At 40.0% G+C, this 21,440-nt stretch carries 23 protein-coding genes; 8 read left to right on the plus strand and 15 right to left on the minus strand.

All coding sequences use genetic code 11. The annotated features are described in order from the left end of the window. Positions 1 to 12: 12 nt before the first annotated feature. From rimM to ispH, 10 genes are all read right to left on the minus strand, one after another. The gene (gene rimM, locus F967_RS00900; protein WP_004797606.1) at positions 13 to 561 is read right to left on the minus strand and encodes a ribosome maturation factor RimM; all 549 of its coding nucleotides are present in this window, start codon (positions 559 to 561) and stop codon (positions 13 to 15) included. A gap of 19 nt (positions 562 to 580) precedes the next feature. Continuing rightward, entirely contained in the window at positions 581 to 838 is a 258-nt protein-coding gene (gene rpsP / locus F967_RS00905) for a 30S ribosomal protein S16 (protein ID WP_004678724.1), read from the minus strand. 258 nt (positions 839 to 1,096) lie between these two features. Next, positions 1,097 to 1,591 (minus strand): type IV pilin protein, encoded by a 495-nt coding sequence (locus F967_RS00910; protein WP_004797607.1) that lies wholly within the window; start codon positions 1,589 to 1,591, stop codon positions 1,097 to 1,099. Beyond that, positions 1,585 to 2,064, minus strand: coding sequence for a type IV pilin protein (locus F967_RS00915; RefSeq protein WP_004797608.1), 480 nt, complete (start codon positions 2,062 to 2,064; stop codon positions 1,585 to 1,587). Before F967_RS00915 ends, F967_RS00910 begins: the two co-directional genes overlap by 7 nt. Positions 2,065 to 2,075: 11 nt before the next feature. Next, the gene (locus F967_RS00920; RefSeq protein ID WP_004797610.1) at positions 2,076 to 6,005 is read right to left on the minus strand and encodes a hypothetical protein; all 3,930 of its coding nucleotides are present in this window, start codon (positions 6,003 to 6,005) and stop codon (positions 2,076 to 2,078) included. A 14-nt stretch (positions 6,006 to 6,019) separates the two neighbouring features. Then, positions 6,020 to 6,811 carry a pilus assembly PilX family protein gene (locus F967_RS00925; protein ID WP_004797611.1) on the minus strand — a complete coding sequence of 264 codons (792 nt, stop codon included), beginning with the start codon at positions 6,809 to 6,811 and terminating at the stop codon, positions 6,020 to 6,022. Further along, positions 6,808 to 7,884, minus strand: a complete 1,077-nt coding sequence (locus F967_RS00930) for a PilW family protein (protein ID WP_004797612.1) — start codon at positions 7,882 to 7,884, stop codon at positions 6,808 to 6,810. The genes F967_RS00925 and F967_RS00930 overlap by 4 nt, the downstream gene beginning before the upstream one ends. Next, the gene (gene pilV, locus F967_RS00935; RefSeq protein WP_004797613.1) at positions 7,885 to 8,394 is read right to left on the minus strand and encodes a type IV pilus modification protein PilV; all 510 of its coding nucleotides are present in this window, start codon (positions 8,392 to 8,394) and stop codon (positions 7,885 to 7,887) included. It abuts the gene before it with no gap. Then, positions 8,394 to 8,843 (minus strand): GspH/FimT family pseudopilin, encoded by a 450-nt coding sequence (locus F967_RS00940; RefSeq protein WP_004797614.1) that lies wholly within the window; start codon positions 8,841 to 8,843, stop codon positions 8,394 to 8,396. The genes pilV and F967_RS00940 overlap by 1 nt, the downstream gene beginning before the upstream one ends. A 140-nt stretch (positions 8,844 to 8,983) precedes the next feature. Beyond that, on the minus strand, positions 8,984 to 9,934 hold the full coding sequence (gene ispH / locus F967_RS00945; RefSeq protein WP_004678743.1) for a 4-hydroxy-3-methylbut-2-enyl diphosphate reductase: 951 nt from the start codon (positions 9,932 to 9,934) through the stop codon (positions 8,984 to 8,986). Positions 9,935 to 10,036: 102 nt separating this feature from the next. On the opposite strand from ispH, the gene gmk reads away from it, so the two are divergent. From gmk to bfr, 6 genes are all read left to right on the plus strand, one after another. Continuing rightward, positions 10,037 to 10,660, plus strand: a complete 624-nt coding sequence (gmk, locus tag F967_RS00950; protein ID WP_004683385.1) for a guanylate kinase — start codon at positions 10,037 to 10,039, stop codon at positions 10,658 to 10,660. Between the two features lie 86 nt (positions 10,661 to 10,746). Then, complete coding sequence (gene rpoZ, locus F967_RS00955) at positions 10,747 to 11,025, plus strand: DNA-directed RNA polymerase subunit omega (protein ID WP_004678747.1); 279 nt, start codon at positions 10,747 to 10,749, stop codon at positions 11,023 to 11,025. A 205-nt stretch (positions 11,026 to 11,230) separates the two neighbouring features. Further along, entirely contained in the window at positions 11,231 to 13,339 is a 2,109-nt protein-coding gene (locus F967_RS00960) for a RelA/SpoT family protein (RefSeq protein WP_004797615.1), read from the plus strand. Positions 13,340 to 13,502: 163 nt separating this feature from the next. Further along, a complete protein-coding gene (locus F967_RS00965) occupies positions 13,503 to 13,883 on the plus strand; it encodes a RidA family protein (protein ID WP_004797616.1) in 381 nt (126 codons plus the stop codon). 185 nt (positions 13,884 to 14,068) lie between these two features. Continuing rightward, the gene (locus F967_RS00970; RefSeq protein WP_004683388.1) at positions 14,069 to 14,263 is read left to right on the plus strand and encodes a bacterioferritin-associated ferredoxin; all 195 of its coding nucleotides are present in this window, start codon (positions 14,069 to 14,071) and stop codon (positions 14,261 to 14,263) included. A gap of 465 nt (positions 14,264 to 14,728) precedes the next feature. Beyond that, on the plus strand, positions 14,729 to 15,193 hold the full coding sequence (bfr, locus tag F967_RS00975) for a heteropolymeric bacterioferritin subunit Bfr (protein ID WP_004797617.1): 465 nt from the start codon (positions 14,729 to 14,731) through the stop codon (positions 15,191 to 15,193). 69 nt (positions 15,194 to 15,262) lie between these two features. Here bfr and F967_RS00980 read toward each other — a convergent pair whose 3' ends face one another. From F967_RS00980 to F967_RS00995, 4 genes are all read right to left on the minus strand, one after another. Next, a complete protein-coding gene (locus tag F967_RS00980; protein WP_004797619.1) occupies positions 15,263 to 16,903 on the minus strand; it encodes a PglL family O-oligosaccharyltransferase in 1,641 nt (546 codons plus the stop codon). 82 nt (positions 16,904 to 16,985) lie between these two features. After that, positions 16,986 to 17,720, minus strand: a complete 735-nt coding sequence (gene tfpZ / locus F967_RS00985; protein WP_004797621.1) for a TfpX/TfpZ family type IV pilin accessory protein — start codon at positions 17,718 to 17,720, stop codon at positions 16,986 to 16,988. Between the two features lie 23 nt (positions 17,721 to 17,743). Beyond that, the gene (locus F967_RS00990; protein WP_004769912.1) at positions 17,744 to 19,021 is read right to left on the minus strand and encodes an O-antigen ligase family protein; all 1,278 of its coding nucleotides are present in this window, start codon (positions 19,019 to 19,021) and stop codon (positions 17,744 to 17,746) included. Continuing rightward, entirely contained in the window at positions 19,021 to 19,431 is a 411-nt protein-coding gene (locus F967_RS00995) for a pilin (RefSeq protein ID WP_322782706.1), read from the minus strand. The genes F967_RS00990 and F967_RS00995 overlap by 1 nt, the downstream gene beginning before the upstream one ends. Before the next feature lie 787 nt (positions 19,432 to 20,218). Between F967_RS00995 and F967_RS14655 the strand changes: the two genes are divergently transcribed. Together F967_RS14655 and F967_RS01005 are read left to right on the plus strand one after the other, a co-directional pair. After that, positions 20,219 to 20,671 carry a type IV pilin protein gene (locus F967_RS14655; RefSeq protein ID WP_004797625.1) on the plus strand — a complete coding sequence of 151 codons (453 nt, stop codon included), beginning with the start codon at positions 20,219 to 20,221 and terminating at the stop codon, positions 20,669 to 20,671. A 72-nt stretch (positions 20,672 to 20,743) separates the two neighbouring features. After that, a complete protein-coding gene (locus tag F967_RS01005) occupies positions 20,744 to 21,040 on the plus strand; it encodes a hypothetical protein (protein WP_004797627.1) in 297 nt (98 codons plus the stop codon). Between the two features lie 47 nt (positions 21,041 to 21,087). Here the strand turns inward: F967_RS01005 and F967_RS01010 are convergent, their stop codons facing one another. Further along, positions 21,088 to 21,438 (minus strand): hypothetical protein, encoded by a 351-nt coding sequence (locus tag F967_RS01010; RefSeq protein ID WP_004797629.1) that lies wholly within the window; start codon positions 21,436 to 21,438, stop codon positions 21,088 to 21,090. Between the last annotated feature and the right edge of the window lie 2 nt (positions 21,439 to 21,440).

Below are 21,440 nucleotides of genomic sequence, written 5' to 3' on the forward strand. Positions count from 1 at the left end.
TCCTCTAAAGAGTTAGTAATCTACGCCCCAATTGACGTAAATGCGACCAGCTTCAAGATCAACACGCTGTACCACATCTTTATGCCACGGAATCATTCGCTCTTCGGCATCAATACTGTCAGCAGTCGCCTTGACCACCATGACATCATTGGCACCTGTTTCAAAAAGCTCAAAGATTTGACCGAGGTTGACTTCCTGTTCATCATCACCAAGACCTAATACCATTAGACCTTTTAAATCTGACCAGTAATACTCATCCACATCTGCTTTTGGAAGCTGTGATTTGGCAATCCAAATATTTGCACCAACTAAGTTTTCCGCACCAGTACGATCACTCACACCCTTTAGCGAAACAACCAGACCTTTGCCATGTGGTTTCCAACGTTTTACATCTATGGTTTGCCAACCTGCCTTGGTCTCAATGTACCAAGGAAGGTAGTCAAATATATTGCTCATGGGTTCAGTATTGGAGTAAACCCAGAGCCACCCATTCAGTCCATAAGCTGAACGTAACTGTCCAATCTGAATACGATCTTCGGGTACATTCTGTGTTGGTGTCATGGGCTACCTACTACAATACTTATGCAGTAGTCGCAGCTTTTTTAGCTTGAGCAGCTAAAGAAGCAACACGTTCAGAAGGCTGAGCACCTTGTGAAATCCAGTGGGCAAAACGGTCAGCATCTAAACGAACTTTTTCCGCTTGACCTTGTGCAGTTGGGTTAAAGAAACCAATACGTTCAATGAAACGACCATCACGTGCATTGCGGCTATCAGTTACAACGATTTGATAGAATGGACGTTTTTTTGCACCACCGCGCGCTAAACGAATAACAACCATGAGAACAACCTTATAATTTTTACGGATTATCCCTGCGCCGACCATCGGCAACACTTCAAACCCCTTTCATAGAGGGCGATATTCTACGTTATTTCCACCTCGAAAGAAAGATTAATTTAAGGCTTGTCCATAACTGTGAATTTAGTTTATGTATTTTCAATTTTTCTATTAGTAGATTTAATTAACATACAATTTAGAACACCATTCAATCCCTCATCTAAACAAGAAAGAATAATAGTTTGGATGTTAATCTTGAGATCAATCCCACGATGATGTTGCTGATGCTGTTGTACACTTCGGACTATTTTTTTTGCTATTCGTCCAACATTTTTCTCCTCGCTGATTCAAAATTAAAGTACCATCACTCATTTGTATTGTATTTGCTATTGGCACCGCTGTTAATGTCCAAATCTCTATATTCGGTTTGTTTGCATAAGGTTTTACCCAACCAAGGCTTAATTCATAAAATGCATTCCCTGTATACGGAATTTTTACCTTATCATTTGCGTCTACAGCTATCCCTAGGTCTCCCAATTTAACCTTTGTACCATTAGGCATATAGCTAAAATTAGAAATTTTATATTTTTGCAGACGGCTCACTATCTCCACCATCTCACTTTTTGCCTCAGCCCTATGCGTTCTGCGCACATATTCCTGATATGAGGGGTATGCCATAGCAGCCAAAATACCAATAATAGCCACCGCAATCATCAGTTCAATTAAGGTAAACCCTAAACTTCTTTTATTTACCATGGCTCACTTCCTGTGCTTATAGTGCCGCAAGTTGAATAGTTCACATTCGCTTTAGTTTTATTTTTACATTTGAAGCCTGAACTATTCAGTAAGAAATTAAAATTTCGGTTATTACTCGTCACTGCACGAATAACCCAACTTTGACCTGCCGCTTTACACTGTGGAGGAGTGCTGCTATCTTTTGCATCCAAAGTCAAGCTGGGATCAGCACCATCCCGAATCTCAAAACTATAAGTTGGCACGGTTTTAGCCGTCAGGCTAAAACATTGATAATTAAAATTTCTGGATTTCCATTTTTCCAATTCATTCGCTAAACGCTGAATTTCCTGTTGTGCCTGTGAAGCCTGAGCGCGGCGTATATAGGATTGATAGCTTGGTATAGCGAGTGCGGCGAAAATCGCCACAATCACTAACACAACCATTAACTCAATCAGGGTAAAACCATATTCAGATGATCTACTCTTTGGTTTCATAAATCTCTGCCTTATTGGGTTCGTTCATACCAACGCTGTGGAATTAAACACATTCGTGTTTGTTCACCAGTACTTGAGCCACCTGTTACCGTAATGGTCATACGCCCACCTGTGCTGATACAATAGTTCGATGCGCTGCTCTTTTCTTGATCTTTGGTTTCGCCCCCACCTGAGCCATTGCCTGAACCATCGCCACCACCATTTTTATCATTTCCAACCGTAATTGTATGGATCCCTGCGCTAATCATGGAATGCGTTGTACCAGTTACATCACCTGATTTACACTGACCATAAGGTAAACAGAATGTGGTCATCAAGCTTGCACCCTTAACCCCTGCACCACAGTCACCTGCAAAACCATCTTTACTGGCATCAAAGGTTGAAACAAATAATTTCTTATTCAGAGCTACAGGTGTACCAAAAACTTTTTCAGTTTGTTTGGTATAACTATCGCATTTACCATGACCTGTAACGCACTTAGTAAACTGATAATACCAGCCATTGCTACTTGCAGGTGCTTTAAGTGTTGTATCATCTTTCCGATCATCATCCGTAATTAAACGCAAACCAGACGAGTTATCGGCTAAAAGGTCTTTTGTTGTCAAAGAAGTCGCACTATATAAGTCCTTGCGAGCCACATCTTTATCATAAATGTTATAAATCGCATCGTAATTATAGCTGCTATCGGCAAACAGTGGTTTACTGCGGTTGCCACTGCCTTGCGAAATTACTGCAAAGATACTGCCGTTGTTACTATAGAGTGAGAATGCAGGCATATCATAAAAACGTGAACTCTTTCCGTTCGCCTGATGCCCATTAAAGAGACGTACAGGCGTTTCTGCCCAACTGCCAATGGTATTTTGACTATTATCAAAATCAACACGGAAAATCTGACCACCCAGATCACCAAAATAGATATGATCAATCAGATCATCCCCATTTCGGTCAACCGTACGGATTGCACTGACCACACTATATTGCATATTTGAGCTATTGGTTCCTATTGTACCGCTGGTCGTACCTGCTGCGCTCGTTGTGGCATTGGCACTTGACCACCACAATAAATCACCAGCCTTACCTGTTGATCCCTTTTCATCTTCGGCGCGGAACATATACACTCCCGCCCCTTCTTTACTGGTTTGGTCATAAGCTGGATCTTCATAACCCATATCATAACCACCACCCACGAACATGACACGAGTCCGTTTACCATTCCAGTTCACAAAGCCAATACTTGGTTTAGACCAACTTTGTCCCATACAACCCAGTGGGTTACTATTGCTACAGGTTCCCGATGGATCAATATGAAATTTAAGTTTAGGAGAATCAATATCTCTTAAATCTAGTGCGTAATAGCTTTTACCTCCCATACGCAAACCACCATAGACATCCTGCACGCCCTTTTGATTTCCCTTACCGTTACCAACAGTCAAATTTCCTGAACTGTCAATAACGTATTCTGTATAGGCTGTCCAAGGACCATCGATACCATAATATAATTTACTCGTACCACCACTGGTTGACTCTGGTTTTAGGAAAGCATCTCGCTGATTGATCACCATTTCATCAGGAACAAAAGCAAATTTCTCCTTACCTGTTTTGGCATTGACCACTTGTAAAAGACCTTGTGTTGTACCAAATAGTACATAATCTTCGCGGTTAGTTGAATCCATAATTTTGGTCGTGGTATTGAATTTAAGCTTACCTTTATTAGTGATCAAAATAGGTTGTGAATGCATCGCTGCACCCATCTGACGGAATTCAGGAGTTGTTTTTAACATATTAATATCTGTTGATGGGTTGGTTACATCATCAATGTTATAACCTAGCAAACGCACCAAATAACCACGATATGGATCATTTTGATAGTTGGTATCATTCAGATCAGTCGGTTTCACCTGACGCAAACTATTATTGTTTTCTCCAAAGGTTGAGCTACTACCAACACCACCGAGGTAAACCCGATCGGTGAGTAACTTACGTTGAATTGTACCATTTTCTGGGTCATTCAATGGGTCAGTTCTTAACAATAACTGAGACCATGCACCACCACGTAAGGCAAACTTGGTACTACCCACAGTATATTCATCGGCATCTTTTACTTTCGGATCAATATCAGTTGACCAGGCGTCATAGTTATCCAGCAACTTACCATCAGCATCAACAATCTTATTGCCATCTTTACCTTTTAATATACCATTGGCATCCACTAGATACTTTTTCAGGTTCCCTGTCCACAACTGGTAAGATTTATCAGGAGTTGGCTGAAACTGCTGATAATAAGCATCATCCTGTAATAACGCAGGGTTTAATGCATCTTTAGGAATTGTTGGTGAGCCTGTAGTTACAGCAGGTATTGTCGTTGTTAAACTATTAATAAAGTTATTGACGCTATCGACTACATCTTTAGAATTATTACCTTTATACCAGCCACCTTCACCCACAATCCCCCAATAAGCAGCTTTCTTGGGATCGGTATCAATCGTACCTAAAGCAGTAATGTTTTGGTCTTTGGTTTTATTGGGATCAAAAGAGTCTACGCTCACAAATTCGCTACCAAACCCAACAACTGCTGTTTTGATTTTTAGACCACTTGGATTGAGAGCAGTATCAAGTAAAACTTTTGCCATCTTATGGTTACAGTCCCACGATGATCCATCACAACTAAAGGTGCTGCCTTTACTGCCCAAGGCATTCTGCATCAGAGCCAAAGACTCTGTATCCTGTGTAGGATATCCATCCGTTAGTACATAAATACCCTGCCCACTACATTGCTTACTTGCATCCGTCTGAGTAAAAGATGAGGGAGGTACATATAAGGTTTTTTCTTTATTTTTAGTTGTATCTGAAGAGTATTTAAAACCACTCCCTGTATAATTAGTTACAATAGTTCCCGTATAATAAAAGCCATTATATCCCCACAAAGAGCCACTCGTTCCCTTTGTGCCTGAAGGAGGGGTGCCATTATACCAATCATCCCCCCACCCCTCTTTACCATCCTTACAATCACCATTACTCAACCAAGCTTGACATTTTGCATAATAGTTATAACCATTATATTTCATGCTAAAATAAAGCTGCCCAACTTTATCATTCGTCCCATTGGTATTGGTCCCCATCAAATACGATACAGTTTCAGCATAAGAACGAGCCGTAGGAGTCCAAGTTTTACCTTGTAACCCTTTTACAATATTCAATAAAACATCTCGTTGCGTAACACCATCTACAGGTGCATCCAAACGACGTGCAGGCACCAATACCGCCCCTGTAGTTGCAGTATTACCATCAGCATCGACTACCCCTAGAGTAGATAAACCAATAATTTTATCATCGCCAAGGCGTGTAATCTTTTTATCTGGATTTCCATACAGCAAATCGACCATGCCATCTTTTAAGCGGGTAATACGGTCATAAAATCGTTCTTTTTGTGCTGTGTAGTAATACACATAATCATCTATTGCCACCTGTGAAATATCATCGTTCGAAATACCCTGTGGAGCATTCTTGCTTTCTTGACTCCAAACACATTGTGTATAATCGGACTGCGGATCTTGACAGGTTTGATAGTATCTTGTCTTTTTCTTTTTATATGAACGGAATTTATAAATACGGTCTGAACCAACAGCAAGGCACCATTGACGCTGGTAACTCGGTCCTCCAGTAATTGGTGCTTCTGTTACTCTACCACGCTCAGACTCTGTTACACCTTTCGGTAAATCACAAGCATAACCTGCTTCATCGCGATTATAACGGCTCATTGATCCCGAAATATCGAGCAAAAACATCAGCGTCACATTACCAGACTTCGCCTGCTGATACACATCAATATCACTGGCTTGAGTAACGCCACTAGAGATCATCATGGTACTTACTGCTGCAATACTGGCTACAAGCAGACTACGGCGATGGTTTTTTGTGGCTAATTTAGACATCTTTTTCATCTCACTTGCTCCTATTAGATAAAATCTTGCGCAATCACATATTCAGTGACACTTGATTCAAATGGGACGTTTAGTTTACTTAAACAGGTGGTGACACTATCTCCCATACTATTACCATCGCTGTCTTTTGCTGGTGTTATTGTTGCTGGGATCGTTGGGTCATTCATATGCTGGCTAAAACATGCATCTATCTTACTTTTGTCAATACTCGTCAACGTAGGCATGACCGATACAGATAAAACCTTTACTGGTTTACTCCGTTCAAGTTTGACTGTTTCATCATCTGTTCCCAAAATTTGTCCATAAAATGGATCTTTTTCGGCTTCACTTGAAAATTTCACCGCAATTTGCGTCATGACTGCTTTACGCCCACTAGTAAAGAAATTACCCGTAGTTGCAGTCGCACTACAAAAACCGTCTTTACCTAAATCATCATTTTTAGGTTTGGTATCGGGCGCATTCCATTCAATAATACTGGCACGGGTAATATCAAAAAAGTCTTTTTGATCTGGGTCTGCACCACGGTAGCAAAATACCAGCTCTTTATCCTTATTCGCTGCTCCACTGATATAACCAAACATGCCACTACTCGATAAGCTTTGAATAATATTATTTTCCTGCTCTACATTAAAAAATGCCGAATCTGAATTTTGCAACATAAGTTGCTGTGCCTGACTGTTGGTCGCAATATTCAGCGCCACCATACTTTGCCGCACCGCCAGGGTCGCAATAATGGTAATCGCAACCAATAAAACCATAACAACAATGAGCGCCGCACCGCGCTGGGCTGAATACTTCATCTTCATTGACCTCTCTCCCCAAAGGCATTGCGCAAGGCTACCGTTTGTGAAACAGCTTGACGTACATACTTCGGTTTTCCTGTGGTCATCACCGCTTGCACATCCTGATCAAGAACAGAAAAAACTTGGTCTTCTTTTAACGTTGCATCATTTCCCACACTCTGTGATGAACGTGCCAAAACTCCGAATTGAACGGCTAAAATACGTGGTTTTGGACTCGTAAGCTTCATATAGTTTTTAATTGAAATATAACGATGGTTACCCGCATTTTCTATGCCCAACATGACATGAAAATAATCCACACGCTTCATAATGATTTGACCAGCATCACCATAATTTTCAATTGCTGCTGGGTTAGTATCATCAGTATACCAGCCTGAATCACAAGCCAAAGCAAGAGGGGTGTTCGGTTCATTATTGGCTTTATTATCATCCTCCCTTAGGAAATAACGTTGTACAACCATACGTTGAGGTCGATCTACAATGACATCTTTTCCATCTTTATCTTTCTTTTTTTCTTTGACTAAGAAACGGATTTCCGTACCCTCACAGTCGAAACCACCCACCCATTCGTCATCTAAAGTTTTTTCGTCACTCCCCGTAGTACCTTTATCATCTAATATATATTGAGGTTTATACTGGATTACCAATTGGTCACTTTTTGCACCTACCCCCCCAGTTTGAACATTACTTGGTCCAATTTCACTCTGTGAGAGTAACTTTACCGCCGCCGTTGATCCTGTAATGGTTTTAGTCAGGTTACTGAGTAAGGTTACACCATCGGTATCTTTATCCGCATTCTCCGATGAGGTTAACACCACACCCCCAAAATGAGTGCGGTCATTCATCAAAGAACTGTTGGTATTTAAGTTTATATAACGTAAGTCTTTGGTAATATATCCCAGTCCAAAGTTTGCATTGTCCTGAATATCAACGACTCCTTGCTGTAATGAATACGTCTTTTGGCCTGTCAAAAATAACATTACAGCGGCTGAGGAAATAACTAAACCCAAAGCAAGTGCAATCATCAACTCAAGTAACGTTAAACCTGTCTGTTTAGACAATGGTTGTACTTCCATTTAATATACCTCCATAATCAGACAGGTTGAGGCTGGGTCGTATGCTTCCGCCACCGTACAATCGCCCTCATTAGTATTGCTACCATTGGTGGGTGCGGTATCTCCCCAAGCCACATAAATACATTGGCGTGCATCACTGTTGCCTTGACATTTCAGTAGATTGACTGCCATACCCGTTTTTTCGGCAGATTTCGTAATTTGGGCAACATCATAATCTGCCATTTCACTTGCCGTACATTCTTCATCTGAGCAGTCCTTATCACTACTTGACTGATTTTTTGCACTTTGTAATTCGCTAATATAATCTGTCATTGCACCACGGTTCACTCGTATCCGCTCGGCAAAATCACGGGCGAGATTAATAGCCTGTATTCGAGCCCCACCCTCTGTCGTTGCTTCAACTGCACGGTACTGTAAAGCAACGAAACCCAACACCCCAAGCATAAGTACCAGTAGCGCTACTAAAATCTCAACCAAACCTGCACCGCGCTGTTTTGAAAATGTTGTCATTAGCACGTTCCTTCTACAGTTTGTTGGATAATCCCCATAGGTGAAATACTCACCGTTTTTGACTTCGAACCATTCGCCTTATCACAAATTTTGAAGTTGATATCTGTTGTAGCTCCCACAACACCACCATTTAGATTAAATTTAATTTGTGTTACTGTACTTTTTAATACCGCCTTGCCTGATGGTTGCCAATTCAATTGCATTACACTATCCGCAACCTGAACTCCTGTATTGCTTGAACTTAATTGTACTTTAAGCCCTTGACGACGCTCTATTACAGCTTTTGAACGTGCAGCATTGAGTACTGTAATAAGCTCCTGTGCACTCCTATTTAAGTTTTGTTTTGCAAGCATATTGTTAAAAGATGGTGCAGCCATCGTTGCAACAACTGCCAGCACAACAATCGTCACCATCAATTCTATTAAGGTGAATCCCCGATTTTCCCCCATCGCTTACACCCAACTCTTTTAAAATTCCTTACTCTATATTAAATTTATTTTTTACAGAACCAATACAAAGCAGATAAGAGTAATAAAAAAACGGATGGAGTGTCGTCCATCCGTTTTGAGTTCACATTTTTCTATACAAATTAGGCCTGAATCACTTGTATCCGTAACTCTTTAGGTAGACTAAACGTAATATTTTCCTCTCGCCCTTGAAGCTCTTGCGGAGCGGTCGCACCCCAATCCTGTAACCGCTGAATGACCTGCTTGATGAGAATTTCAGGTGCAGATGCGCCAGCTGTCACACCAATTTTACTATCTGGCTTAAACCAATCTTTTTCAAGTTCATCTGCATTATCGACCAAATAAGCTGATTTACCCATACGCTCAGCCAGTTCACGCAAACGATTTGAATTGGATGAGTTTGGCGAACCCACGACCAATACGACATCACATTTCTCCGCCAAGTCACGTACCGCATCCTGACGATTCTGTGTTGCATAACAGATATCATCTTTACGTGGTCCCTGAATCTTTGGAAACTTGGTTCTTAGGGCATCAATTACTTTGGCTGTATCATCAATCGAGAGTGTGGTTTGGGTCACAAATGCCACTTTTTCAGGATGTCTCACCATTAAGGCCTCAACATCCTGTTCATCTTCAACCAAATAAATCTTTCCACCGCCAGATTTATCATATTGCCCCATTGTGCCTTCAACCTCAGGATGCCCCTCATGCCCGATCAGAATGGCTTCGGTGCCCTCACGCGCGTACTTAGTCACTTCAATATGAACCTTGGTGACAAGTGGGCAGGTTGCATCAAACACTTTTAAGCCACGGCGATCCGCCTCCTGCTGTACAGACTTGGAAACACCATGTGCACTAAAGATGACAATGGAATCATCAGGAACCTGATCAAGCTCATCTACAAAAACAGCACCACGCTGACGTAGGTCATCCACCACAAACTTGTTGTGCACCACTTCATGGCGTACATAAATAGGTGGGTTAAAACACTCAAGGGCTCGATTGACGATGGCAATCGCACGGTCAACACCAGCACAAAAACCTCGTGGATTGGCGAGTACAATTTCCATAACATCCCCTCTCATCATCTGAATATTTACGCCAAACTATTTCGTTTCATGGCACGCTACACTACAATAGCCAAGATATTTTATCATATCAGGAAAAATATCATGTCGGGTCTATTGTTTGTCGTTTCTGCGGCCTCAGGAACAGGCAAAACCTCCTTGGTTAAAGCCCTACTCGATCGTGTCAGCAACTTGCATGTTTCTGTCTCACACACCACACGAAGCCAACGTCCTGGTGAGCTTGACGGTGTTCACTATCATTTTACTGATACTGAAACATTTTTGGCCCAAGTTGAACAGGGCGGTTTTATTGAGTATGCAGAAGTATTCGGAAATTATTATGGTACGTCTCAGGCTAAGGTAAAAGAACAATTACAACAAGGCCACGATGTATTACTCGAAATTGACTGGCAGGGTGCTGAACAGGTACGTCGGCTTTTCCCTGAATCAAAACAAATTTTTATCCTCCCTCCAACCCAGTACGATTTAAGACAACGTCTTTCCAACCGTGGTACAGACTCAGTGGATGTGATTGAACATCGTCTAAGCTGTGCAGTGGAAGATATGCGTCATTTTGCCAATTTTGACTACGTGATTATCAATGACGATTTTAACAAGGCCGTTCATGATTTGGAGGCGATCATCACTGCCAACCGCTTGGTCACCACACAGCAAAGCGCCCGCCACCAACAACTCATCGCAAACTTGATTACGCTTAATCGCGACTGACTTTAATCGGGAATGGCTTGAGTCTTGCATAAAAGCCTTTTATACTACTCAGTCTTTTAAATTGTGATGTTCAGACGAGACAACTTATGGCACGTGTAACCGTTGAAGATTGTTTAGACCATGTAGATAACCGCTTCGAGTTGGTACTGGTGGCGAGTAAACGTGCACGTCAATTGGCACGTCAAGGTATTGAACCAACTGTAGAATGGGATAATGACAAACCAACCGTGGTTGCATTACGTGAAATCGCAGTGGGTCATGTCACTAAAGAGATTCTAAAACAACGCGACCAAGACTATCAGACTTCAAACCTTGACATGGTATTGTCTACAAATTCATTAAATTTAGAAGGCTTCACTTTCTAAAACGAATTTGCTTTGCATAAAGCCCATTGTGAAGACACTGGGCTTTTTTGTTTTGAAAAAAACTGCTTTATATATTGATAAAAGCAATATGCTTCATTGGAAAAATCTACGAGTTTTTATAATGAACAAATTGACAAGTTTCACAATATGCTTTTCATTAGAGACTAGTGTCATTTTATTCTAATTCATATCAAAAAGGTGTTTTATGCCAGGCGAAGAGGTCAGCCAAGCCAAGCAACAACTCAAGGTCATTATTGAAGCCTATCTTAAGGATAGTGATGTTCAACACGTGCTTGCTGCCTGTGATTTTGCCGATTTAGCGCATAGTGGCATCACCCGTAAAAGTGGAGAACCCTACGTTCTGCATCCGATTGCTGTCAGCTGTATTCTGGCACATATGCGTCTTGATGCGGATACGCTCATGGCAGCCTTGTTACATGATGTGATTGAAGACACGGAATTCTCCAAAGAAGAAATTGGCCAGAAGTTTGGGACTGTGGTTGCGGAACTAGTTGATGGTGTAACCAAGCTCAGCCATTCCAGTGACAAGGAATATAACAAGGCAGCCTCTTTTCGAAAAATTCTGCAAGCCACCTTACAGGACCCACGTGTCATTATTATTAAACTCGCCGATCGTTATCATAATATGACCACATTGGGTGCGTTGCGCCCAGACAAGCGCGCACGCATTGCACAGGAAACCTTTGATATTTTTGTACCAATGGCTCGCCTTGTCGGTATGAATGAAATGGCGGACAATCTGGAACATCTGTGTTATCAGAATCTTGATCTGGACATGTTTAATGATGTGCAAACTGCATTGCTGGAAACCAAGCCTAAACGCTGTGAATATCAGGCGGTATGGGAACAGAAATTAACTAATTTGTTAAAAAACCATGACATCAAAGGTCGTATTAAAAAGAAAAACAACAATATTGAACTGTTACGCCACTTTGTAAAAAATGAGATTGACCTAAACGAACTTAGTCATAGCCATGCCTTTGAAATTATTTTACAAAGTATTGCAGACTGTGACCGTCTGGTAGATGCGCTAAAAGACAATTTTCAGGTTCTACAATATGAGGACCATATTCGCCGCCCTTTACCTGGTGGCAACCAGTCCTTAATGATCAAACTGAAAGGTGAAAAAACCATCCTTTCATTGACCATCCAGACGGAACTGATGCGTAAGGCTGCCCGCTTTGGCGTGGTACTGGGGGAAAATGCGCCTCAGGCTTGCCGTTCAGCCATTCAGGCCTCCATGCAGAATCTGAATACCCTGATTGATAGTGACTGTGCCAAAACCACATTTAGCGATTTGCTTGACTATCTGCATCAGGAAAAAATCTGGGTATACACACCACATGGGCAATTGCATGAACTGCCTCAAGGTGCGACTGTGGTGGACTTTGCCTATTCTGCTAGCCTGTTTCTGGGTAACCATGCGGTAGGTGCCAAGGTTGATGGTGAAATTCGCCCTCTTTCCACCCCATTGCATAGTGGTCAGGTCATCGAAATTATTACCGATGTACTGGCAACCCCAAACCCTGACTGGCTGAGTTTTATTAACACCCAGAAAGCACGTCGTGCCTTGCAAAATATACTGAGGGAACAGGATATTGACGAACAGCGTCTGGTTGGTCAACAGGCGCTCAATCGTGCGTTAAAGCTGTTTCACCGCTCAATTGATGACCTTTCCCAAACTGACTGGATTAATGTTTTAGAATGGCGACATTTGAGCAGTAAAGACACCTTATTTGAACAAATTGCGGTGGGTGACCTATTGCCCCAACTCGTCGCAAACCATCTATTTTCACAGGATTACCATTCACAGCATCATGAAGCATCTGACCGCTTGATCCTGGGTACAGAAGGGGTTGATGTCAAATATGCACACTGTTGCAATCCCGTGTTGGGTGACCCGATTCAGGGACATTTATCTCGACGTGGCTTAATTGTGCATCGCTCGCGCTGTCGTAATTTACTGCATGAACAACAACTGCATCCAGAAAATATCATGCCGCTGCATTGGCAGTCTGAAGAGGTGGATGATGTACGTTTCAGTGCCTATCTCTGCATCCATATGATCATGAATGATGAACAGATTTCAGAGTTGATCTACCAATGTCGTAAAGCCAAAATCGGGGTGGAGACAGTCGATTCCCATGATCAAAAAACCTACGTAAATATTGTGGTCAGCAACCGTAAACAGATTGCCCAAATCATTCGTGATCTGCGTATGCACTTTGGCTTTCCGCGTATTGAGCGCCTAAATATGCCTATTGTGCAGGCTGACGTTGCCAAAGTCGGCTAAAGTATTTCTAGGCAAACATATACTAGAGAAATATTGAAACTGATTTGCCAAAATAAAAATTTAAAAACAATAACGACTACACAGTATTCAGCAGTTTCGCACCTATACTTTTGTGTTAAAGTCACAGGGTTGCAAGATAGAAAAAATGACATAGGAGAGCTTAATGCCACGTCAAGTTATTCATACTGAACACGCCCCTGCTGCTATTGGAACATATTCTCAGGCAATTCTGGTTGGCAATACGCTCTACCTTTCAGGACAGATTGGTTTAGACCCGTACAGTATGGAGCTTGTAGAAGGGATTGAAGCCCAGATTCGCCGAGTATTTGACAACCTTAAAGCGGTCTGTGCCGCTGCGGGCGGAAGTCTGGCAGACATTGCCAAGCTGAATATTTTCCTGACAGACCTTTCCCACTTTCAACTTGTAAACCAGATCATGGGTGAATACTTTGCTCAACCCTATCCAGCACGTGCTGCACTTGGTGTGGCAAGCCTACCTAAAGGAGCATTGGTGGAAATGGATGGTATTGTCATCATTCCATAATGATCTTAAATAAAAATAGATATTTATCAATGCAGTAAGTTTTAAAAAAATACCACCGATCAGGTGGTATTTTTTTATTCAAATTCCCAATGATAATAATCCCACTTCCAGAATGAAATTCATTGACAAACAATAATAATTATCAATAATAACAATTATCGTATTTGTATTTGTGGATCACTCCCATGTATGTCTGTTTATGCCGTGGAATCACAGATCAGGATATCAAGGATGCCGTTGCAAATGGCGCTGAAAGCTATCGTGAAATTCGTGATTTACTCGACTTAGGCACCTGCTGTGGTCGCTGTGCTCCAGAAGCTCGCAACATCATCAGTGATGAGCTTGCTGAAATTGCCGCACGTATTTCTGTTGCTGCTTGACATCCTCCCCGACCTAAAGGACGGGGATTCCTACTGCTAGATGGCAATGTCCTGCCACGAAACAGATACTATAGTTCTCTGCTTCTTATTCCAATGTAGTCCTACCTTTCGGATTGCAAAGAGTGCACGGATTACAATGGGGAAAACTGTTTTTTTTCGTGTTGTATCAGTCTGCTGACTAAAAATATACAACGTAATTATCATAGCACATGGATTACTAGATTCAAATGTTTTTAGCAATCCTAGCCAATCCCCACAAGGGGGACTAGCGGATTGCAGCCTTATATCCTCGGGCTAAACCCCGAGGTTTTACGGCTATTCGGATAAAAATCATAATAATATCAGGACGTTTTTGATTGTGATTTTCATTTGCTGTTCTATAAAGCACTCGCCAGATCATTATTTGTTGATTAAAATCCTATAAATTGCCTCAATAAAGGCATGGGTGTTTTTGGAGTAAGGGCAATGAAAGGCAATCGTGAAGTCATTAATCAACTGAATCAGGTGCTTTATCACCATTTAACTGCAATCAACCAATATTTTTTACATTCCCGCATGTTTAATGATTGGGGAATCTCGCAATTGGGTTCAGTCGAATATAAAGAGTCCATTCGCCAAATGAAGCATGCGGACAAGATTATTGAACGTATCTTATTTTTAGAGGGATTACCGAATCTACAACACCTCGGCAAGCTCTATATTGGTCAGCATACCGAAGAAGTTCTGAATTGTGACATTCGCAAGGTTAAGGAAAATATAGCCGCAATTAAACAGGCGGTTGAACTTGCAGAAGCTCAACAGGACTATGTGACCCGTGACTTGGTACAGGAAATTCTAGAAAAAGAAGAAGAATATTGGGATTGGCTCGATACCCAACTCGGCCTCATTGAAAATGTCGGTATTGAAAACTATATCCAAAGCCAGATTTAAACAGTCAATTTAGGCTGAAACCGAAGCAATCTTTGCTTTCAGCCTAAAACTAAACTTAGGTAGAGGCTGTTATTTTAAACTATGATTTAATTCAATAATATCAGCCAAGTCCATCTGCTCTCCATACAACTGTTGCAATATAAAAAGTTGCTGCTCTGCTTCAGCCATTTTCTGGTTGTAAACCAATAACTGGGCATATTTTTTTAGGTTATAAGGTGTTGCCTTGTTCTTAACCATATCACCCCACTGCATTAAATCCTGATCCGACATAGACACGGTTGGTTTTAGTGCAATCCAAACCAGACGTTGCTGGAATTGGCTAAGTAATAAAATACGTGAACTCCCCATAATTTCTACTGTAGGTTGCTGCCCCTTGAATAGCAATTGGCTGTTTTCCTGATAAACTTTATAGTCCCTCCAGATCATGAATAGCAAAACCAGCGAAATCACCCAGCAACCACGAATCACATTTTTATGAAGCGTGATCCCTTTTAGGTTAGGCGTTTGAGCCTGAATCAATCCCAACAGAAAGCCCATAGGTAATAGGAAATAGGCATAACGCTGTGGAAATTCAAGCATTGCATGGATCAGGATGGCACTCACCATCAGCATCGCGATAATTGAAATAGTGTCTTTGGTATTTTTATTGAGCCAAAGCAACCATACTGCCATATAGGCAATAATCAAAAGTCCCAGTGGAATGCCATTCCAAATTAAGATGTCCAGTAACACATTGTGCCCACTGGTGACCCATTCATGTGACGGATGCAGGGGGAAAACCGTCATCTGCGCTACACTGGTTTGATTCCAGCCATATCCCCACCACGGCTGTTCTTTTAATGCCAAAAGCATTTGAGTCCAGATTTCGAAACGCAGATAGCCCGAACTTGCTCGTTCTACAATGCTATCAGCCTCAATGACCGCCGTTCCTGTAGAGCTTTCAATTGCATGGGTAAAGGCAGGAATCCCCCAAGCTGCTATTGCAAAAAACCCAATGCACCATAACGACAGCTTGAGAACATTTAAACGTGGAGTTTGCTTAAACTGTTTGTAAATCCAATAGATGAAAATAAATAAACATACTACCCATGAAGTTCTAGACTGGCTCAATGCGATAGCAAACAGGATGATCAAACTTGTACAACCAAGCAGCCATACAGAAGCTTTATGTTTTTCATATAAATATAAAGCGCCCATTAACCCCATCACTAAAAAAGTCGCCATATTATTGGGCTGACCAAAATTGGCATAGGGACGATTGCCTTTAAGCTGCATAATGCCATGTAGACTTGATTCAAGTCCCAACCATTGCACCATCGCCATCAGACTGGTAACACTCGCGATAATAAGTAATAGCCAACAAACCTGTTTCATCAACTGTTCACGAGCACTTGGTTGTAATGATAGGTTATACCCCATCACCACCATGACCCAAAAACCCAATAGATATACTGTACTCAATAAGGCAACACTAAAATCAAATACTAAACCAAAGCTCCACTGCAATAATGGAACAATAACAACTGGCAATATATAAAGTTGCAGCTTGGGAATTTGAATATTTCGATTGAGAAAAAGTGCAACTAAGGCCAATGCAGCACCAAAAGCCGCTAGCTCACTGGAAAATGTCACCCAGGGATAGGTGTGAAATGGTGATAGCCAGGCAAAACCAAGCAAGAGGCTAGCGAGAATGAGACATACTGTGGGCATAATTTATATGGACAAAAAAGGCTTAATGAATTATATCGTTAAGCCTTAACATAAAAATCAAATATAAGATAAAAACTACAATTTACTTCCAAGGACGAAGGTCTACAATTTTTACCACTTCACCTTTTTCTTTATTGATAAGAACTGTCATATCCACTGCATTGGCTTTTAGAGGAACAAACGCAGTTGCTTGGGGATACTTAGATAATGTCTTTTCTACCGAAGCTTTATCGTTAAACTGGTATAACGCATCCAAATTTTGTGCATGTTGTTGGATTTGGTTTTTTGCTTGATTCAGTTCTACATAGCGTTCTGGACGCTGTGCAATAGAAATACCACCTAAAACTTCTGCAAACATTTCATCATTGCGTTGTTGTGTGTCTTTGGCAAATTCAGTGGCAACATATTGCGGTTTAAACCATGAAGGTTGTTGGAATTGTGGCTGTACTTGCTGAATATTCGTATCAACCAATTCATTTTTTCTAACCAACTCAAAACGGTCTACATTGTAAACCAACCATGCGGGACGACCTTGTTCGATACTAAACACCCCATAACATAAAGCCGCAATTTGAATAAATATAATTACACTTAGGTCAAGTTTAAGTGTTTTTTTGCCTTCTTTATAGACCAAGCAACCCAATAAAGGCCCAATAATCACATCAATAGCAAGCATCATCAAAAAAATATGCGTCACCCCGACGGCAGTGGCTAGCGGTGCTGGATACCAAATAAAAAACACTAGTCCAACCACAACAAGAGCAAGCAGACAAGAAAGTACTAAATGGCTGAGGAAAAACTTTAAACGTTTGGACATTCAAATCTCACGACATTGATATTTTAAAATAGTTGATAACCATACTCCCAAAATCGGGGTGGTGTTGATGGTAAACTTTCAGATAAGGCAGATGTATAAAAAAACAAATAAATAAAAGCCAGAGCAATTAAAATATAGGCTATATACCCAAAAACTTGAGAAACTCTTGAAGCTTCATATGTTGATGGGTGAAAAGAAGCCGCACGCTGAAATTCAGGATTTTTAAGTAAAAAGACGAATAACCATAAAAGTGCAACTTGTGTAACAGGATAAATATGTATACCTGAAAAAGATAAGTCGATACTTACTGCTATAAAAGCTGAAATTACAAAATAATTTTCCTTAAGATTCCATTTTATTCTTTTTAAAATATTCCAAATGACTAAAATAAGAAAACCAAATCCTATTAAGCCTGTTTCTGTTAAAACTTGAATAAATAAATTGTGTGGATGTGCTGAAATCACACCTGAGTACTGATCTAATTGATAAAACCCGCATCCAAAGATTGGATTTTGTGACCAGCATTGAAAAGCACTTACCCAAAGCTCATAGCGTCCACTCGTTGATTCTCTAACAATTGACCTTACACTAGAAGTAGAATGACTTGAAAAAAATAAAATAGAAAAATATGTGAGCCATGTAGCAGCATAAGTGAATAATAATTTAAATCGTACAGCACGGTTAAACATACATACGCATGCAATAAAAACACTATACGCTAAAGCTGTTGAACGACCACCATCTAAAAGAATAGATAAAAATGCCAAAAATAAAAAAATTAAATAGATATTATTAAATTTTTCTTGTTTTAAGTAAAACCAAATTGCAAAAATAGATAACACTAAAAAATAGCTATTATAGACTCGGATGTTCCATGGCATAGGATACCAATTTTGATAAACTCCACTTAGCATAAACTCTGTAATAGCAATAGGTAGCATCAAAAAAATAGAAAAACTTAACCAGATTACAAGTTTGGATAAAAACTCATTGTAATTTAAATTTAAAAAAGCCTTATAAAGCAAATAAAACAAAATAAGCTCATAAAAAATATAAGAATAATTTGACCAAAATAAAAAACCTAACAAGGTAAAAATAAGAAAACAAAACTCATATTTAGAAAAGTAGCTTTTTTTTTGAATTAAACTATAAAATCCTAAACCAATTAACAGAAAAACTTCTAAAGTTCTTAATTCATTATAAAAATTAAAACCATTTATTGAGACACCTAAGATAAATAAAAAAAAATAAAGAGCTACGAGTAGCTCTTTATTTTTTAAATGTTTAATCAAATTAGACATTAGGTTCCGCGGCAGTTAGCTGGTAAAAATTTTTCTGGTGTAGGTTTAGTTCCAGCAGAAGAACAAGTCCATGAAACTCCTTTTGCCGTATCACCAGTTGCATTTAATTGGAATGTAGTTCCATTAGCATCTGAATTGATATTCTTTAATTCAACTGCAACTACTGCGTGAGTAGGATCAGTTCGAGTATAAGTAACGCCAGCAACGTAATCACCAGCTGGTGTTTTATTTATCCCTGCAGCGTCTGCATCAGAAGGCATTACACCTTGAGATGTAAAAAACTCTGAAACACTAGTTTTCGCAGATGCTAAAGCACCAACAGCTTCGGTGACTTTTGCACGCGCTGTATAGTCAGTATAAGCAGGAATCGCAATTGCAGCCAAGATACCAATGATCGCTACAACGATCATGAGTACATTACATTCCATAAGTCACTTTATATGGACATGCATCAACCCATTGAATTATCTTGTTTTACTTCATTATTCATTTTGTCCATATGGACATGCTTTTAAAAGGACAAATTTTCCCAATTTGTCCATATACGAAAATGGCTTTTACTCAGTGCGATAGGATGAATTTTTATACTGTTGCACTTGCCGCTTGAATCCACAAATTTTGATAAGCTCAAAACAGAATAAAAAATCCAAACTCATTTATAAGCCAACTTATGTATTTCTTCTTTCTACTGACGAATCACACGTCTTACATGAATTATCACAAAGCAGCGCATGACTTCATCATCACCAAATTGCATAAACAAAACTTTTACAGTTGGATGAGGTATTTTCGTTCGATTATCTTGAAATCTTTCAGCCGTTTCACTCTATTACTCTCATGTATGAAACATTCCGCATAAAACAGCACTTGCAACTTCAGATTGCTTTTATAGCCACACAAGCAATCATGACTAAACCAAACCAATATAGTTGTCTGCTCACTTAGATGCTAATAATTTAGTTTTTCCTACTACAAGCAATCTTCATATTTACATCTCTAAAAACCGACAAAACTGACATTCTATGTCACTTAGTTACATAAAATTATCTCATGCTTTTTTGATTTTTTTAATCCGTTAAACAATGTATTGATTTCATATAGAATTATTGGATAGTATGCTTTGGCACACTTTGTGCAGACTATAAACTAGCTTACAAAGCTTATAATTAAATTAACAAAACATTTGTGGAGAATGTTATGAACGCTCAAAAAGGCTTTACATTGATCGAGCTGATGATTGTAGTTGCTATTATTGGTATTTTGGCTGCGGTAGCAATTCCAGCTTACCGCGAATATGTTGCAACTTCTTATGGTTCTGCAGCCATGGGAGGATTAAATAATTTTGTTCCTAAAGCACAAGCATGTATTCAAACTGGTATTGGTTGTGATTCTTTGAATACAGAAATACCATCTGGAGCTGCACCTACAACAGCAGCAACACTTCCAGAAAGTACAAAAATATACAGAGGAACTACTGCGGTTGCAGAACAAACTGGAATAACGCTAACTGCTATGAACAAAGGTTGTAAAGTAGTTGCAACTATTGGTTCTGATGGAGCTGTTGCTTTCACGGCTGCTGCTGCTATAGCATCAGGTGCTTCAGCAACTGATGCTCAATGTCAAAAAGGTTCAAAAGCACCAGCTGCATAATAAAATTGACGGTCTGAAAAACGCATCAAATTTGATGCGTTTTTATTATCATAACTATAAAAGGAAACATTTATGTCTCTGAAAGCTCTAAAAACAGATTTATCACCATGTGCACAAAAGAAACTTAATTCATTTAAAGCTTCGGCAAACCCTAGCATGAATAAAAATTTTAATTCAAGTGATGAACTTAAATGGTATGATTTCATTTTACAAGTTCATTTAGATAAATGCGAAATAGACTTTGATGTTTTTCAACAATGGCTGATGCAAGATGTCAAATTCTCTGAAACAGCAGCAACCATTCTAACTGATCGTCTAAGTTCAGGTTTGTCTCTACTCAAACATTATAAAAAAGACGACTTCACCTAAAATTAATTGACCGCTAATTCTTCATTTAGCAGTATATCATTTCCTACTTATACTTTCTGCCTCAACTCAAAATTTTCCAGCAACAGGGAATTGCACTTTTCCAGCAGTTTTTCATAATCTTCTTTCAGCTGCTCATAATCACTTTTCACCGCTTTGGTCTTAGTTTTCGCTTGCTCAATTTGCTGGGCAGGCGAAAGAAGATTTTGCCCTGCTGCCTGTGCAGCTTGCTCAATTGCCTCAATTAATGCTGCATGACGGCTCTTTTTAATCGAGCCTCGTTTACGTCCAGCCTCCATTGCAACCGTATCGTTATTAATGGCAGACCCTTTAGGCAAGACGGTTGGCTTATTGGCTTTTAATCGCTCTAAAGCAGCGTAATAATCATTAAGTGCACTCATAT

This window comes from Acinetobacter sp. CIP 102637, assembly GCF_000368425.1.
GTDB lineage: Bacteria > Pseudomonadota > Gammaproteobacteria > Pseudomonadales > Moraxellaceae > Acinetobacter > Acinetobacter parvus.